Raw genomic sequence first — 16621 nt, forward strand, 5'->3', positions numbered from 1 at the left:
GTGCAAAATAATTTTTTACAAAAACATCAAAAACATTATGGGAAAAGGATTTTTTAACGTGCCAATCGCATTCAATGAACCGGTAAAATCTTACGCACCCGGAACACCCGAAAGAGATTTGGTTTTAAAAACTTACCAAGAGATGTACAACTCTCAAATAGAGGTACCAATGTACATTAACGGACAACATATCAATACCGGAAAAACAGCCACCATGTCGCCACCGCACAATCACCAGCATGTGGTTGGAACCTATCATCTGGCTGAAAAACATCATATAGAAACTGCCATTAAAACAGCACTCGAAGCAAGAAAACAATGGGCCAACCTACCATGGGAACAGCGTGCTGCCATATTTTTAAAAGCGGCAGAATTGGTTGCCGGTCCCTACCGTGCCAAAATTAACGCAGCTACCATGATTGCTCAATCCAAAACCATTCACCAGGCCGAAATTGATGCAGCCTGTGAGTTTGTTGACTTCTTGCGTTTTAATGTGCAATTCATGACAGATATTTATCAAGATCAGCCCGAGAGCACAAATGAAGCATGGAACCGCGTTGAATACAGACCTCTTGAAGGATTTACTTATGCAGTTACGCCATTCAATTTTACAGCCATAGCAGGCAATTTACCGTCTTGTATGGCCCTCATGGGTAATGTGGTTGTTTGGAAACCAAGCGACAGCCAGATCTACTCTGCAAAAGTAATCATGGATGTTTTTGAAGAAGCCGGTGTACCACCTGGCGTTATTAACGTGGTATTTGGAGATCCAGTGATGATTACCAACACCATTTTATCAAGTCCCGATTTTTCAGGATTACACTTTACAGGTTCTACTTTTGTCTTTAAAGAATTATGGAAACAAATTGGAACTAACATTCACAATTACAAAACCTACCCAAGAATTGTTGGAGAAACCGGTGGTAAAGATTTTATAGTGGCCCACCATTCTGCCAATCCTAAGCAAGTAGCAACCGCCATTATTAGAGGCGCTTTTGAATTTCAGGGTCAAAAATGTAGTGCAGCATCAAGAGCCTATATACCAAAAGGTTTATGGCCTGAGGTGAAACAGCAAATATTAGCCGATTTAAAATCGATTAAAATGGGCACTCCCGAAGATATGAATAACTTCTTTACCGCAGTTATCCACGAAGGCTCGTTCGATAAATTAGCCGGATTTATAGACCGCGCTAAAGAAGATAAGGATGTTGAGGTCATTGCAGGCGGTAATTACAACAAATCCAAAGGATATTTTATTGAACCAACGGTATTGCTCACCACAAATCCGAAATACGTTACCATGTGTGAAGAACTTTTTGGACCGGTCATCACCATTTATGTTTATGAAGATGAAGCTTATGAAGAAACACTCAAGCTAGTTGACGAAACCAGCGCCTATGCGCTGACGGGTGCAATATTGGCCACCGACAGATATGCCGTAGAAACCGCCACAAAAGCCTTACAGAATGCTGCCGGTAATTTTTACATCAACGACAAACCAACAGGTGCCGTTGTTGGTCAGCAACCTTTTGGTGGCGCAAGAGCCTCAGGCACAAACGACAAAGCCGGCAGTGCCCAAAACTTGTTAAGATGGGTGTCTCCACGACTCATTAAAGAAACGTTTGTAACGCCAACAGATTACAGATATCCGTTTTTAGGATAATTCAAATAATTTGAAATAAACATCAAAATCCTCTAAATTATGTTTTTAGAGGATTTTTTTTTTACTTCAAACTGGAATGTTTCATTATCTTTAAGCCTCTATTAATCAATATTCTTACTTATGTTTAAAAATTACTTCTGGGGAATTCTATGTTTAAGTTTCTCAATTCAGGCGCAAACCGGCGGATTTGAGCTGGATCCACAGTTTGACACCTCTCAAATGTCAACCAAAATACTAGCCAATTCAAGCTTAAGTCAAGCCAAGCTATTAGATTTAGAAAACCAACATTTTACAACTTTCAGGTTTATTCAAGCCTGGCAGGAATTAGGCAGCTTAGATTTTGAAAACAGATTTCTAACGCCAAAAGATTTGATGGCGGTTAGAAAAAATTACATTCTTGATGATATCATTCCCATTGGTGTAATGATTTCTGAATTTGATTACATCAAACCAACAGCTTTTAATGAACGAGATGTTTATTTAGACAATCAACTACTCAAAAAACGCCCGGGTACGGCCAATGTTTTTGAGACCGCCCAAATTGCAGCCGCTGCACCACTTTCTGAAAGACACAAGGGTTTTTTAACGCATTTCATTTTAGATCCGAAATATATCATTAACACCACCAATAGTGATATTACCGCGATTGAAATTGACTTTAATGATTCAGAAGGCTTCAAAATGGTAGATTTGAATAACGTTATTTCTGTTCCGTATCAATCAGAGGGTGTTAAACAATTGCAATTCAGAATTACTTTAAGCAATGGTGACATTTTCAATACCACTTCAGAAATCAACATAAGGCCGGCTCATACCGATGTTTACAATTCGGGCTTAAACCGTAGCAGTAACCAAATTCTGCCCATTACGGCTACAAATATTGTTGACCTTTCTCAGTACGGTGAAACTACAAGTGATGCAGGACAAGGCGAATACGAAATTTTTATGGATACTACAGATGGAATTTTAGATAAACCAATCATTGTTGTAGACGGCTTTGACCCCGGAGACACCAGAGATATTCCCGGTATTTATAACCTGTTGAATTATGTTGATCCAATAAACGGCCCTCAAAACCTAGCCGACTTTGTTCGGAGCGAAGGTTTTGATGTAGTTATTTTAAATGCACCGCAATACGTATCTAATGGAAGTCCTATTGATGGTGGCGGTGATTATATTGAACGAAATGCCATGGTTTTGGTTGAATTGATTGAAACCATTAACAGTCAAAAAGTAGGCAGTGAAGAACTGGTCATTATTGGACCAAGTATGGGTGGGTTAATCTCAAGATATGCCCTTAACTATATGGAAAACAATAACCTTGACCACCAGACCAGATTATGGCTATCTTTTGATTCGCCTCATTTGGGAGCCAATGTACCAATTGGGTTTCAACATCAGTTTAACTTTCTGGCATTTGGTTTAGATTTAGGCGGTGTGTTTGGCAATCAAAATGTAGTTGAATTACAACCACTTGTAGAAGATTTATTAAAATCGAATGCTGCAAGACAATTGTTGGTTGACCATTTTGAGTCTCATCTGGCATCTGGCAGTAATGTAAATTTTGACCCGGCCTTATTAAATCCCGATGCGCATCCATTTCGAGATATTTTTGTCAATAATATTAATGGCTTAACCCCTTCAGGATATCCTGAAAATACGAGAAATGTGAGTGTCATTAACGGTTCTGGCATTGGTAATCCTTACTTTGCAATAGGCAATTCAGGACCAACAGTTACCAATGGCTATACGGTTATAAACAACTCATTTAATGTGGCGCTTTTAACAAATTTAAACATTTTCATAAGGTTTACTCCGGCTGCAGGTGTTACACAACAAGTAAGCGCTACCTCTATAGTGAGTTTTGGTAGCACAATTGTGTCGTCCTCTGCCAGTTCTCAATCTTTTTCATTTACAGACGGGGTAGATGCTGCTCCAGGAGGATTGTTTGATTTATCGGGTTTAACCGAAGGCACCGGTGGTGGTACTGCAGACGACTTTTTGGCAGCTATTCAAATTGATAAGTTTAGTTTTATCCCTTCGGTAAGTGCACTGGGAATGACCGTTACCAATAATGAAATAGACTGGTTCCACAACATCGACTTAGGAACACCTTCCGGCAGAGCAGTCTTAAACGAAACCCCTTTTGTAAACTGGTTTTTACCAGCCGATAATGAGCCTCACCTGCAGTTAACCCAAGCCAATGTAGCTTTCGCCATAGAAGAAATTATACCTTCAACCTTGTCTAATCAAGATTTAGTGACCAATCTGTTTAAATTAGCCCATAATCCGATAAGTCAACATTTGATTTTCACTAGTAATTCAACTTATGAGAATGCTAAGATTGTTATAGCAGATATGGCGGGTAAAGTGGTGCTGCAATTAAATAACGTGGCTATTGAAAACAACACTGCATTTCCAATCAACATTAATAATGGTATATATATTTTAAGAGTAGAAAATAGCAGCGGACTTAACCATATCCAAAAAGTAGTGGTTAATCAATAGAATTTATCAACTAATCAATTAAAGGCTGAAGCGTAACTTTCAGCCTTTATATTTTACAGGCAGGTGCACTACCTTTTTAGTTTCAAAAAAGCTTTCCTCAAAATAGCTGCTTAAATTGTAGATGGTCGCTTGAGGAAAAGACTGTAATTCTTCCGTTAAGTCACCGCCTTTTAGGTATAAAATACCGTTTTTTAAAGAATTGATTTGCTTCTTTTTAACCTTGTTTTTAACCCAATTTACAAATTGCGGCATGGTGGTTACGGCTCTACTAACTATAAAATCGAAGTCTCCCTTTACGGTTTCAGCGCGACCGTGAACGGCTTGTACATTATTAAGTTGAAGTTCTTTCGCTACTGCCTCAACAACTTTTATTTTTTTACCAATACTATCTACCAAAACAAATTTCACCTCAGGAAACATAATGGCCAATGGTATTCCCGGGAAACCACCTCCGGTTCCTACATCTAAAACAGTACTCCCCGATGTAAAACTCATCACTTTTGCAATGCCCAGAGAGTGTAATACGTGTTTGGTATACAATTCATCAATATCTTTTCTTGATATAACGTTAATTTTAGTATTCCAATCTGTATACAAATTTTCTAGTCTTCCATATTTATCTAGCTGATCTTCAGTAAACATGTCAAAATATTTTGTGATAATCTCCATAATTCTTTATATTTCGCTAAGGTATGCAATTTTTAAAATTCCTTTTTTGTGAATTCGCTAACAGCATAAAAACATATATTAAGTATCTTTGTTTAAAAATAACAACAGCTATCTTGCGTTTAGCTAAAAAACAACTATGAATAACAACACCTTATCATTTTCAAGAGCAGACTCTGCTCAATTTTTCAAGACCCTTAACAAACGTGTTAACAACTACTTTAGAGAGAATAACTTAAAGCGTACCGGAAACTGGCAACTTTGGGTGAAAACCATCGTTATGTTCAGTTTATTTTTAGCACCCTATTTTTTAATACTCACCATTGATATGCCTGGTTGGGCGCAACTACTCCTTACCATTTTAATGGGTATAGGGATGGCCGGCGTTGGTATGAACGTTATGCACGACGGCAACCATGGTTCATTTTCAAATAAAGAATGGGTTAACCGATTAATGGGTAGCAGTATTTACATTTTAGCCGGAAATGTTTACAACTGGCAAGTTCAACATAATGTGTTGCACCACACCTATACCAATATTCACGGGCATGACGAAGATCTCGATGCAGGACGCATTTTAAGATTCTCAAAGCACGCCGAGTGGAAATGGTACCACAGATTTCAACATTACTATTCTGTTTTACTATACGGTTTATTAACCATTAACTGGGCTATTACAACCGATTGGCAACAAATGACACGTTACATGAAGCGCAAATTATCTTACGGTAAAATGCCCGATCCGGTTGCTAACTGGAGTAAATTGGTGATTTCAAAGATTATTTACGTTAGTGTTTGGATTGTTCTACCATTACTTATTTTAGACCTTGCCTGGTGGAAAATCTTGTTAGGCTTTTTTATCATGCATTATACGGCCGGATTAATTCTAAGTATTGTTTTCCAGTTGGCACATGTGATGGATGAAGCCGAAATGCCTGTACCGGAAGAAGATGGTACTATGAAAAACACTTGGGCCATTCATCAATTAATGACCACGGTAAATTTTTCAACTAAAAACAAAATTGTAAACTGGTTTACCGGTGGACTGAACCATCAAGTTGAACATCATATTTTCCCGAACATTAGTCACGTTCATTATACCAAAATCTCAAAAATCGTTAAAGAAACGGCCAAAGAGTTTAACTTACCTTACAAAGAGTACAAAACAACCCGTAAGGCTATTTGGGCGCATTTTAAATTTTTGAGAGAGATGGGAATGAAACCGTCATTACAACAGGCATAATTTTATTCTAAAATCCATGAATCAATTATCAGACAGAATCAATAATCTGTCAACTTCGGCAACATTGGCAATGGCTGCCAAGGCCAGAGAACTGCGTCAACAAGGTAAAGATATTATAGGTTTAAGTTTGGGTGAACCCGACTTTAATACGCCCGATTTTGTTAAAGATGCAGCTATTCAAGCCATTCATGACAATTATAACGCCTACTCTCCGGTAGATGGTTATCAAGAATTGAAAGAAGCCATCATTCACAAATTTAAACGCGACAATAATTTAGATTACAAATTGTCGCAAATAGTGGTTTCAACAGGTGCCAAACAATCTTTGGCGAACGTAGCGCAAGTGATGCTCAACCCCGGCGATGAAGTTATTTTACCTTGTCCTTACTGGGTGAGCTATGCCGATATGGTACAACTGGCCGATGGCGTTCCCGTAGAAGTGCAAACCTCTATCGATAACGACTTTAAAATGACTCCAGCCGAACTTGAAGCTGCCATAACGCCTAAAACAAAGATGTTGTGGTATAGCTCACCGTGCAACCCCAGTGGCTCTGTTTACAGTAAAGAAGAGTTAAGAGGTCTGGCCGATGTGCTTCAAAAATATCCGAACATTATTGTTGTTTCTGATGAAATATACGAACATATCAATTTTGTTGGTGATCACGCAAGCATGGCTCAATTTCCAGACATGTACAGCCGTACCGTAACTGTTAACGGCGTGTCTAAAGCTTTTGCCATGACCGGTTGGCGAATTGGTTATATCGGCGCACCCGAATGGATTGCGAAAGCCTGTAACAAAATGCAAGGGCAAGTCACCAGCGGCGCTAATTGTATAGCTCAAAGAGCAGTTATTACAGCCTTAAACGAACCGCCATCGCGAATTCAATACATGGTAGATGAGTTTAAAAACAGAAGAAAACTGATACTTGACTTAATCAACGATATCCCCGGCTTTAAATCAAATGAACCCGAAGGAGCCTTTTATGTGTTTCCTGACATTTCTTACTACTTTGGTAAAACTTTAAAAGGGAAACTTATTGAAAACGCCAGCGACTTTGCACTGTTTTTACTAGAAGAGGCCTTGGTAGCAACCGTTACCGGTGAAGCCTTTGGAAATAAAAACTGCATTAGAATATCTTATGCCGCATCTCAGGAAGAGATTGCAGAAGCTATGAAACGTATCAAGGCTGCTGTTAGCTAAGTAAGAGATAAAAAAACATAACAAGTACCACCGAATACAACACAGTTGCAACATTTGTTTGCAACTGTTTTCTTTTATGTTCAATTTGAAGTTGCACTAATGGGTTTTGAATTTCATTAGGTGTGTCTGACACAAAATTTGTTTGGTTTTTGGTTTTATTCAAGGCAGAACTGATGGCCCCACTAAACCTTTTTCTTTTATTTAAAAGATTTGAATTATTATTCACCGAAGTTGCCACATGTTGTACAGCTGCAAAACTCATTTTAAAATCATTTAACTTTATCATTAGAAGACAAAGACTTTAAAATGTTACAGTTTGACAGAAAATAATGTTGCGACTTACTGCCTTCTCCAGAAATACGGCGTAAGAATAATTAGTACTGTAAACAGTTCCAGTCTTCCGACCAGCATTAAAAAAGCCGACCAAATTTTTGCTAAATCTGGCAGAGCCGCATAATTGTTAACCGGACCAAAATTACCCAAAGCGGGACCAACATTACCTAAACTTGAGGCCGATAAACCAATGGCCGATTCAAAATCGATGTTGAAAAATGAAAACACCAAAGCTCCGGTAATAAATAATAGCATATAAAGAATAAAAAAGCCCAGAATATTAAAAACAATATCGCCTGAGATTGACTTATTATTGTATCTCAAAGGCAATACCGCACTTGGATGTAAAGCACGTTTGAATTCTAAAAACCCATTCTTAATAAGTACCAAATGTCTGATAACCTTTACACCACCCGATGTGCTTCCTGCAGAGCCACCTAAAAACATCAGCCCAAAGAAAAACACCGTTAAAAATGGCGTCCACATGGTATAATCTGCGCTTACAAAACCGGTTGTGGTAACAATGGCCAAAACCTGAAACAGACCATGTCTAAATGCACTTTCTGCTTCACCCAACACCATTGGGTGATTAATCGATGATTTTGAAACATCAGCATAAAAGTAAATTACCAGTGATGCTATAATTGTAAAAACAGCTATAAATTTAAAGTAGAGTCTAAACTCTTCATCTTTGATAATTTTTTGAACCTTCCCTTTAAAAGCAAAGTAACTCAACACAAAATTGGTGCCTGCTAAAAACATAAACACCATAATGATATATTGTATCAGCGGTGCGTGGTTCCAATGCGCCAGACTGTCGTTTTTCGTTGAAAATCCACCTGTTGAAAGTGTAGACAAGGCGTGATTAATAGCGTCAAAAAACGACATGCCTGCCAATTTCAACAAAAGTGTTTCTATAGCTGTATAAGCGAAGTAAATTAACCACAAACGTTTGGCTGTATCAGTAATTCTGGGGTGTAATTTATCGTTATTAGGTCCGGGTGCCTCGGCTGCAAATAACTGCATCCCGCCAATACCTAACAGTGGTAATATGGCAACAGCCATTACAATAATTCCCATACCGCCAATCCAATGGGTAAGGCTGCGCCAGAACAATACACTTTCAGGCAAACTTTCAATATCATTTAATATGGATGCTCCTGTGGTAGTGTACCCCGAAATTGCCTCAAAAAAAGCATCGGTAAAACTGCCCATAGAATTGGTAAGTAAATAGGGTAAAGTTCCCGAAAAACCCATAATAAGCCAGCCAAAGCAAACCACCAGATACCCTTCTCTTTTATTGAGTTCTTTACGGTGATCTCTGGTTCTAACCATCGTCATGATACCGATTAATGTCACCGTAAATCCTGCTAAAAACATCTCAAATGCCACACCGTCATCATATACCAAACTCACTATGGTAGACAGCATCATAAATGCGCCATTAAAAACCAAAAGCAACCCAAAAAAATGGAATATGATTTTATAATTAATGCGCATGGTTAATCTTAATTAAAATAGCCTTCTACTTTGGCCAAAGATTGTGGCAGTGAGCAAACCACCACCCGGTCTTCAGGAATAATTCTAAAAGTCACGTCGGGAATGATGCCTTCACCATTTCTAATAATACCACCTATAATGGCCGATTTAGGAAAATCTAAATCTTTAATCTGTTTGTTACAAATTTTCGAGCTAGGCTTCACTACAAATTCCAGTAACTCCGCATTCATATTGGCCAGTTTGGTCATGGCAATGACCTCGCCTTTTCTAATGTATCTAAAAATATTATTGGCAGCTAATAGTTTTTTATTGATTAATGTATCTATTCCAATAGATTGAGATAATTGGTAGTAGTCCATATTTTCAACCAAAGCTATGGTTTTTCGCACACCCTTTGATTTGGCCAGCAGGCAAGACATGATATTGGTTTCGGAGTTTCCGGTAACCGCAATAAAGGCATCGGTATCTGCTATATTTTCTTCTTCAAGAATTTCAACATTTCTACCATCGGCGCATAAAATAAGCACTTTCGGCAGTAAATCGGCCAAATCTGTGGCACATGCTCTATTGCTTTCGAGAAGTTTCACTCTGAATTTACCTTCAGAAAGGTCTCGCGCCGTTTTGATTCCAATTTTACTACCACCCAAAATCATGACATCCTTTATTTCAGATTTTCCTCTGCCCGAAAGTTCAAACAACTCCTGATCGCCACCTTTAGACGTAATAAAAACAACTTTATCACCTTCCTTAAAAACAGTATCACCGCGCGGAATAATGGTATACTGCGTTCCAAAACGCTGAATGGCAATGGGTACAAAATGTAAATCATCGTACATGGCCGCAGCTTCTTTAACAGTTTTATCTACAAAGGTAGCAGTTCTTGAAAGTCTTAATCCCAACATGGTTAAAGCACCTTCATCAAACTCGTAGGTATCATTAAAACCGTATTGGTTAAGCAATAATTCTATTTCGCCTGCGGCAAGCGACTCTGGTGAAATTAACTCGTCTATCCCAAACTTGGTGAAATCAACTTCGGTTTGCTGATCTATAAACTCGGTGTTGGAAATCCTGGCAATCGTACGTGCAGCACCTAACTGCTTGGCTAATGCGCAAGCTGTAATATTGGTGGTTTCTGAAGAAGTTACGGCAATAAACAGTTTTGACGCTTCTACTCTGGCATCTTTTAAGATTTGAAGCGACGTGGCGTCACCTCGCATGGTTTTAATATCTAAATGTTCTGCCGCGTAGGTTAAACATTCCTTGTTAGAATCTATAAGTGTGATTTCTTGAGACTCGTAAGAGAGTAATTTAGCCAAGTGAAACCCTACTTCTCCGGCTCCGGCGATGATTATTTTCATCTAAAAATATTAGTAAAACAAATGCAAATATACCATCTATTTCAATATGAGATTATAAATTGACCTTAAATAACGCCAAGAACCACTTTAAAGGCAGTTATTGATTATTATATTTGCAAAAAAATTGCAATGGCCAATAATGTAAATCCATATAAAGACAGCGACCTTAATAAAAAAGCTCAGGTAGCACAAATGTTTGATAATATCTCGGGAGAATACGACGGTCTCAACCGTGTGATTAGCTTTGGCACCGATATCAAATGGCGAAACGAAGTGGTGGATTTGGTGGCCGCTACCAATCCTCAAAATATTCTGGATATCGCTACCGGCACCGGCGATTTGGCCATAAGCCTCACAGCATCGGCAGCTACCGAAATTATCGGACTTGACATTAGCGAAGGTATGCTGGAGGTTGGTAGAAAGAAAATTTTAAAAAAACAATTAGATGGTATTATCAGTATGGTGGTTGGAGATTCTGAAGATTTGCCATTTAAAAACAGCAGCTTCGATGCCATTACAGTAGCTTTTGGAATTAGAAATTTTGAAAATCTTGAGAAAGGTCTGTCAGAAATTTTTAGAGTTTTAAAACCCGGTGGTATTTTTGTAATACTGGAGACATCTGTGCCAACAAAATTCCCATTTAAACAGGGTTATAAATTTTATTCAAAAATTATCCTGCCAAATATTGGTAAACTGTTTTCAAAAGATAAATTTGCTTATAAATATTTAAGCGAATCGGCGTCAGTTTTTCCCTTTGGTGAAGCCTTAAACAATATTTTGAGAAATGTTGGGTTTATAGAAGTTGAAAACAGACCAAAAACATTTGGTGTTGCTACCATCTATACAGCATCAAAAAAATAACGTTGATTCGCAATTATGCCGCCTAAACATATGAAATATATTCTTTACATTGTTTGTTTTTTAGCCTTGGGTCACTCGGCCAATGCCCAGCTTTTTAGCAAAGAACGCATCAAAAATCAGGAAAATTTTGACAAACAAATACTTACATGGGGGTTTTATCTGGGTTTTAACAGTTTTGATTACAAATTTGAATACGAACAGGATTTACCCGATATTTTAGTTGAAAGAACCGGTGGTTTTAATGTAGGATTGATTTCAGATTTACGCATTAACGACTATATTAATCTTCGTTTCGAGCCGGGGTTGATCATCACACAGCGAAATTTGCAATATGATCCCGTCTACTTCCAGGGTCTTGATTTTAATGATAACGACTTACTTCGAGAGGTTAAATCAACTTATATTTATTTTCCCTTACTGGTAAAATTCTCAACCAAACGCATTAATAATTTCAAACCGTTTGTTACAGCCGGACTGGCAACAGCACTCAATCTTTCCAGTAACGAAAAAAACCCTGAAGATAACAGCGCTAACGAATTTAGAACTACCCAAAACAACTATTTCTACGAATTGAGTTTTGGAATCGATTTTTACCTCTACTGGTTTAAATTTACACCTTCTATTAAAGGGATTTTCGCAATTAACGACGAATTAATCAGAGATGCAGATCCTAACAGCCCTTGGACTGGCAACATTCAAACCATGCAAACCCGTGGTGTTTTTATTAACTTTACCTTTCAATAAACAGAACGCCTGAATTCGTTTAAAATAATGGCCGTTGCGGTGGCAACGTTTAAACTTTCAACCGGCTTATCAGACCCGAACTGCGGAATGCAGACTTTTTCTTGTACAAGTTGCTCTATATGTTCAGAAATTCCCTGACCTTCGTTGCCCATAATAACTAAAGCGTTTTCTGGTAATGTTTGCTTGTAAATTACTTCGCCATCCATAAAAGCACCAAACACTTTCCCATTGTATTGTTTAATAAATTCAGCTAAATCAAGGTAATGAACCTGTACCCTAGTCAACGAGCCCATACTGGCCTGAACTACTTTTTCGTTATAACAATCTACTGTATTTTCAGAACAAATTAAATGCGCTACTCCAAACCAATCACATAACCTAATAATTGTTCCCAAATTACCCGGATCGCTCACATCATCTAATGCCAAAAGAAGTCCGTTTTCTTTAAATTTTTCAGGTAAAGGAATTTCAACCAAGGCCAGCACTACATTTGGCGTTTTTAAAAAACTAATTTGAGACATTTGCTTTGTTGAAATCAAAAACCCTCCCAATTTGTCGGCAATATTGGCATCTACTGTATAAATTTCTTTAATAAGGTAATTGGAATGTGAAAATTCCTCAATGCTTTTTAGACCTTCAACAACAAATAATCTATGGCTTTGCCTCGATTTTTTTTGTTTTAGAGATCTAATTAATTTTATTTGATTATGAGATAACATTAAAATGTAGTTACTTTTGTTTTAATCGAATTGTTCAATTTACAAATTAAGTGTTTTTTGGACTAATTATTGTTTGAACATAAATCTATTAAATTACAAAACCATCATTTGCTTGAACCGGGCATTTAATAAATTCAATTCTTGTATCATTTTGCTACTCGTGGCATGGCTTTTTGCATCGTGTGATGCCACCAAACGAGTAAAGGCAGACGAGTTTTTATTAACCAAAACCGGTATCAATATCGACGGAAAGAAAACCAACAGTGAAACGCTCAATAGCTTTATCACTCAAAAAGAAAATGCCCGTTTTCTTGGAGTACCCATTAAACTTCATTTTTATAATTTAGCACATCCCAACTTAGACTCTGTTTTAAACGAACGCATTTACAATAACCCAAAAAAAGTAGCCAGAAAAACTAAATTACTCTCAAGAAAACAATTAGATAAACAAGTTGCCAGCCGCTTAGCATTTAATAAATGGATAAAAAATACTGGGGAAGCTCCGGTAATAGTTAACGAAGCACGGGCAGAAAGAACTACCAATACCCTTAGACGTTATTATTTCAGTAAAGGTTGGTTTAATGCCAAAAGTACCTACGATTTAGTAAAAAACGACGACCAAACAGCCCAAATCTCTTATAATGTTGAACGTGGACAACCTTGGCTATTGGACACTATTAAACTAAAAATAGGAACCCCTGCAATAGACTCGCTTTATCGCGATAATATTCAAAATGCTGCCATTCAACTTGGTCAACAATACGACGAAAACAACTTTACTGCCGAGCGCAAACGCATCAGCGAAATGGTGAGAAATGCGGGGTATTACAATTTTGGACAAGAGTATGTATCCTTTGAAATAGATACATTAGAACAAAAAGGACGCGTGCTTACTGAACTTCAAATTCAAAATCGCAGTATTGAAGGGATACACGGGACAGAGCGTAGACAATTTAAAAAATATACCATTAAAGAAGTTAATATTTTTACCGACTTTGGATTTGAAACAAAAGACTCGCAAATTACAGACAGTGTAAGTTATAACGGTTACAATCTATACAGCATCAGCAAACTGGCATACAGACCAAAAGCCATTACCGATGCCATCATTATAGCCAAAGGTAATTTATTTAGTGATACCGATAGAGCCAATACCAACCGCTACATCAGTCAGTTACGAACTTTTAGGTACCCGAGTATAGAATATATTGAAAATGAGACTGACAGCACATTAATTACCAATGTTTATTTATCTCCCAGAAAAAAATACGACTTGGGTTTTAGTTTTGATGTGTTACAAAGTAACATCCAAACTATTGGATTTGCATTTAGTACGGGTCTGGTTATACGAAACGTATTTAGAGGTGCCGAAACACTGGATATTTCAGGAATTGGGAGTATTGGTTCTTCTCGAGAGGCAGGTATTAGCAATAGTCAGTTTTTCAATATTAATGAATTTGGCGCCAATGTAAAACTTACCATTCCCCGCATATTTTTCCCAATAAAAACCGAGAAAATTATTCCAAAATTTATGTCGCCTACTACCCGAATAAACTTATCGGTAACAGGACAAACCAACATAGGTTTAGACAAACAAACGCTTTCGGGTATTTTGGGTTATAATTGGTTTCCTAAGCAAGGCATCACCAACACCCTCGATTTATTCAACATTCAATATGTGCGCAACCTTAACCCTACCAATTATTTTGATGTATATTCCAATGCATTCAACAATTTAAATACTATTGCACAAGATATTAACTATGTAAATCCCGGAGATGAGTTGAGCAAACCCGATGGTGCCAACCTATTCATTGATGATGTATTGAACAACAATACCTCACTAAATCCTTCAGACCCAGAGTATATTGAAGTGAGTAATATAGAGCAACGCCGGGTGCGTCTTACCGAGAACAACTTAATAGTTGGTACCAGCTTTTTATATGTAAAAGATAAGCGCACCAATTTATTCGACAATAATTTCTCAATTTTTAAAATGCGACTAGAATCTGCCGGTTTTATGCTCTCAAACCTTTCTACAATACTTAATACTAAAACCTCAGCCGATGGTAGAGAAGAATTGTTTGGTGTTAACTATTCGCAATACATTAAAACAGAATTCGACTATATCAAATACTTTGGTCTAAGTAGCAAACATACCTTGGCATTTAGAAGTTATTTTGGCATCGCAGTACCTTACGGTAATGCCGAAAACATTCCCTTTGCACGAAGTTTCTTCGCTGGCGGACCTAACGATAACCGTGCTTGGACCGCCTACAACTTAGGTCCGGGAAGCACTGCATCAACTAACGAGTTTAACGAAGCCAACCTGAAAATTCACCTAAGCACAGAATACCGTTTTCCATTAACAGGAAGTTTCTTAGGCGCTTTTTTTATCGATGCCGGCAACATTTGGAACGTTTTAGATGACATCGATGATCCTAAAGCCACTTTTACAGGTTTCAATTCTCTTAAAGATATCGCCGTAGGTACAGGTTTTGGATTGAGATACGACTTCAACTTTTTTATACTTAGAGGCGATATTGGATTTAAAACCTATGATCCCTCACAACCCGACAATAATCGCTGGTTTACAAACTACAATTTTGCCAATGCCGTTTATAATATAGGTATCAACTATCCATTTTGATGCGGTATTGCCAATTTTAAAGTTCTGTTTTTTCGTGGCAGTTAGCCATATTTTCTTTACTTTTGAAGTCAATTTTCTAACTTAAAAAGAATTACAATGAGTCATAACATCAAACCGGGCGTAGCCACAGGAAAAGAAGTACAAGCCATATTTAACCTTGCTAAAGAAAAAGGCTTTGCACTGCCTGCCGTAAACGTCATTGGTTCAAATACCATTAATGGCGTTTTAGAAACTGCTGCTGCTTTAAATGCACCCGTCATTATTCAGTTTTCAAATGGAGGCGCGCAATTTAATGCAGGAAAAGGTTTAAGTAACGAAAATCAACGCGCGGCTATTGCAGGTTCAATCGCCGGTGCCAAACATGTTCACCAGCTGGCCGAAGCTTACGGTGTTCCTGTGATACTTCATACAGACCACTGCGCTAAAAAATTACTGCCTTGGATTGATGGTTTATTAGACGCCAGTGAGCAACATTTTGCTGAAACAGGCAAATCACTTTACAGTTCTCATATGATTGACTTATCTGAAGAACCGCTTGAAGAAAACATCGCTATTTGTAAAGAATATCTAAAACGTATGAGTAAAATGGGTATGACCTTAGAAATAGAATTGGGTGTTACCGGCGGAGAAGAAGATGGCGTAGACAACACCGATGTGGACGATTCTAAGCTTTACACCCAACCTGCAGAAGTTGCATATGCTTACGAAGAACTAATTAAAGTAAGTCCGCAATTTACCATCGCTGCCGCTTTTGGGAATGTTCACGGCGTTTATAAACCGGGTAATGTGAAGCTAACGCCTAAAATTCTTAAAAATTCACAAGATTATATATCACAAAAATTTGGATTACCTCATAACAGTCTTGATTTTGTATTTCACGGTGGTTCTGGTTCTACCGTTGAGGAAATAAGAGAAGCCATTGGCTACGGAGTCATCAAAATGAACATCGATACCGATATGCAATACGCTTTTATGAGTGGTATTAGAGATTATATGAGCGAAAAAAACGCTTACTTGCAGTCTCAAATTGGCAATCCAGATGGAGAAGACGTGCCAAACAAAAAGTATTACGATCCCCGCGTTTGGCTTAGAAAAGGAGAAGATGCCTTTATCGCCAGGCTAAAGAAGGCTTTTGAAGATCTTAATAACGTAAACACACTGTAATATTTTTATTT

General features: G+C 37.7%; 13 protein-coding genes. 8 read left to right on the forward strand and 5 right to left on the reverse strand.

Annotated features, from left to right (window positions below):
* The first annotated feature begins 37 nt into the window (after positions 1 to 37).
* Both pruA and FJ651_RS01990 read left to right on the forward strand, forming a co-directional pair.
* Positions 38 to 1663: an L-glutamate gamma-semialdehyde dehydrogenase gene (pruA, locus tag FJ651_RS01985; protein WP_140988714.1), complete on the forward strand. Its 1626-nt coding sequence runs from the start codon at positions 38 to 40 to the stop codon at positions 1661 to 1663.
* 120 nt (positions 1664 to 1783) lie between these two features.
* The gene (locus FJ651_RS01990) at positions 1784 to 4171 is read left to right on the forward strand and encodes a T9SS type A sorting domain-containing protein (protein WP_140988715.1); all 2388 of its coding nucleotides are present in this window, start codon (positions 1784 to 1786) and stop codon (positions 4169 to 4171) included.
* 39 nt (positions 4172 to 4210) lie between these two features.
* Here the strand turns inward: FJ651_RS01990 and rsmG are convergent, their stop codons facing one another.
* Positions 4211 to 4840, reverse strand: a complete 630-nt coding sequence (rsmG, locus tag FJ651_RS01995; RefSeq protein ID WP_140988716.1) for a 16S rRNA (guanine(527)-N(7))-methyltransferase RsmG — start codon at positions 4838 to 4840, stop codon at positions 4211 to 4213.
* A 136-nt stretch (positions 4841 to 4976) separates the two neighbouring features.
* Between rsmG and FJ651_RS02000 the strand changes: the two genes are divergently transcribed.
* Together FJ651_RS02000 and FJ651_RS02005 are read left to right on the forward strand one after the other, a co-directional pair.
* Positions 4977 to 6080, forward strand: a complete 1104-nt coding sequence (locus FJ651_RS02000) for a fatty acid desaturase family protein (protein WP_140988717.1) — start codon at positions 4977 to 4979, stop codon at positions 6078 to 6080.
* Positions 6081 to 6096: 16 nt separating this feature from the next.
* Complete coding sequence (locus tag FJ651_RS02005; protein WP_140988718.1) at positions 6097 to 7281, forward strand: pyridoxal phosphate-dependent aminotransferase; 1185 nt, start codon at positions 6097 to 6099, stop codon at positions 7279 to 7281.
* Here the strand turns inward: FJ651_RS02005 and FJ651_RS02010 are convergent.
* The 3 genes from FJ651_RS02010 to trkA all read right to left on the reverse strand — a co-directional run bounded on the left by FJ651_RS02010 (position 7274) and on the right by trkA (position 10472).
* Complete coding sequence (locus FJ651_RS02010; protein ID WP_140988719.1) at positions 7274 to 7543, reverse strand: hypothetical protein; 270 nt, start codon at positions 7541 to 7543, stop codon at positions 7274 to 7276. The two genes, FJ651_RS02005 and FJ651_RS02010, sit on opposite strands and share 8 nt — an antisense overlap.
* A gap of 77 nt (positions 7544 to 7620) precedes the next feature.
* Positions 7621 to 9114 carry a TrkH family potassium uptake protein gene (locus FJ651_RS02015; protein ID WP_140988720.1) on the reverse strand — a complete coding sequence of 498 codons (1494 nt, stop codon included), beginning with the start codon at positions 9112 to 9114 and terminating at the stop codon, positions 7621 to 7623.
* A gap of 8 nt (positions 9115 to 9122) precedes the next feature.
* On the reverse strand, positions 9123 to 10472 hold the full coding sequence (trkA, locus tag FJ651_RS02020; protein WP_140988721.1) for a Trk system potassium transporter TrkA: 1350 nt from the start codon (positions 10470 to 10472) through the stop codon (positions 9123 to 9125).
* 129 nt (positions 10473 to 10601) lie between these two features.
* Here trkA and ubiE point away from each other — a divergent pair, with 129 nt between their 5' ends.
* Together ubiE and porT are read left to right on the forward strand one after the other, a co-directional pair.
* On the forward strand, positions 10602 to 11333 hold the full coding sequence (gene ubiE, locus FJ651_RS02025; RefSeq protein WP_140988722.1) for a bifunctional demethylmenaquinone methyltransferase/2-methoxy-6-polyprenyl-1,4-benzoquinol methylase UbiE: 732 nt from the start codon (positions 10602 to 10604) through the stop codon (positions 11331 to 11333).
* 30 nt (positions 11334 to 11363) lie between these two features.
* Entirely contained in the window at positions 11364 to 12077 is a 714-nt protein-coding gene (gene porT / locus FJ651_RS02030; protein ID WP_140988723.1) for a type IX secretion/gliding motility protein PorT/SprT, read from the forward strand.
* Here the strand turns inward: porT and FJ651_RS02035 are convergent.
* Complete coding sequence (locus FJ651_RS02035; RefSeq protein WP_140988724.1) at positions 12071 to 12796, reverse strand: TrmH family RNA methyltransferase; 726 nt, start codon at positions 12794 to 12796, stop codon at positions 12071 to 12073. The two genes, porT and FJ651_RS02035, sit on opposite strands and share 7 nt — an antisense overlap.
* A 112-nt stretch (positions 12797 to 12908) precedes the next feature.
* Between FJ651_RS02035 and tamL the strand changes: the two genes are divergently transcribed.
* Entirely contained in the window at positions 12909 to 15446 is a 2538-nt protein-coding gene (gene tamL, locus FJ651_RS02040) for a translocation and assembly module lipoprotein TamL (protein ID WP_140988725.1), read from the forward strand.
* Between the two features lie 96 nt (positions 15447 to 15542).
* Entirely contained in the window at positions 15543 to 16610 is a 1068-nt protein-coding gene (gene fbaA / locus FJ651_RS02045) for a class II fructose-bisphosphate aldolase (RefSeq protein WP_140988726.1), read from the forward strand.
* The last annotated feature ends 11 nt before the right edge of the window (positions 16611 to 16621 follow it).

This window comes from Paucihalobacter ruber, from assembly GCF_006494535.1.
Lineage (GTDB): Bacteria > Bacteroidota > Bacteroidia > Flavobacteriales > Flavobacteriaceae > Paucihalobacter > Paucihalobacter ruber.

Bases quoted from the DNA above. Each gene is read 5' to 3' on its own strand.
- porT (WP_140988723.1), top strand. From the start codon at position 11,364: ATGAAATATATTCTTTACATTGTTTGTTTTTTAGCCTTGGGTCACTCG.
- FJ651_RS02005 (WP_140988718.1), top strand. From the start codon at position 6,097: ATGAATCAATTATCAGACAGAATCAATAATCTGTCAACTTCGGCAACA.
- FJ651_RS02010 (WP_140988719.1), bottom strand. From the start codon at position 7,543: ATGAGTTTTGCAGCTGTACAACATGTGGCAACTTCGGTGAATAATAAT.
- FJ651_RS02015 (WP_140988720.1), bottom strand. From the start codon at position 9,114: ATGCGCATTAATTATAAAATCATATTCCATTTTTTTGGGTTGCTTTTG.
- ubiE (WP_140988722.1), top strand. From the start codon at position 10,602: ATGGCCAATAATGTAAATCCATATAAAGACAGCGACCTTAATAAAAAA.
- rsmG (WP_140988716.1), bottom strand. From the start codon at position 4,840: ATGGAGATTATCACAAAATATTTTGACATGTTTACTGAAGATCAGCTA.
- FJ651_RS02035 (WP_140988724.1), bottom strand. From the start codon at position 12,796: ATGTTATCTCATAATCAAATAAAATTAATTAGATCTCTAAAACAAAAA.
- FJ651_RS01990 (WP_140988715.1), top strand. From the start codon at position 1,784: ATGTTTAAAAATTACTTCTGGGGAATTCTATGTTTAAGTTTCTCAATT.
- fbaA (WP_140988726.1), top strand. From the start codon at position 15,543: ATGAGTCATAACATCAAACCGGGCGTAGCCACAGGAAAAGAAGTACAA.
- pruA (WP_140988714.1), top strand. From the start codon at position 38: ATGGGAAAAGGATTTTTTAACGTGCCAATCGCATTCAATGAACCGGTA.
- trkA (WP_140988721.1), bottom strand. From the start codon at position 10,472: ATGAAAATAATCATCGCCGGAGCCGGAGAAGTAGGGTTTCACTTGGCT.
- FJ651_RS02000 (WP_140988717.1), top strand. From the start codon at position 4,977: ATGAATAACAACACCTTATCATTTTCAAGAGCAGACTCTGCTCAATTT.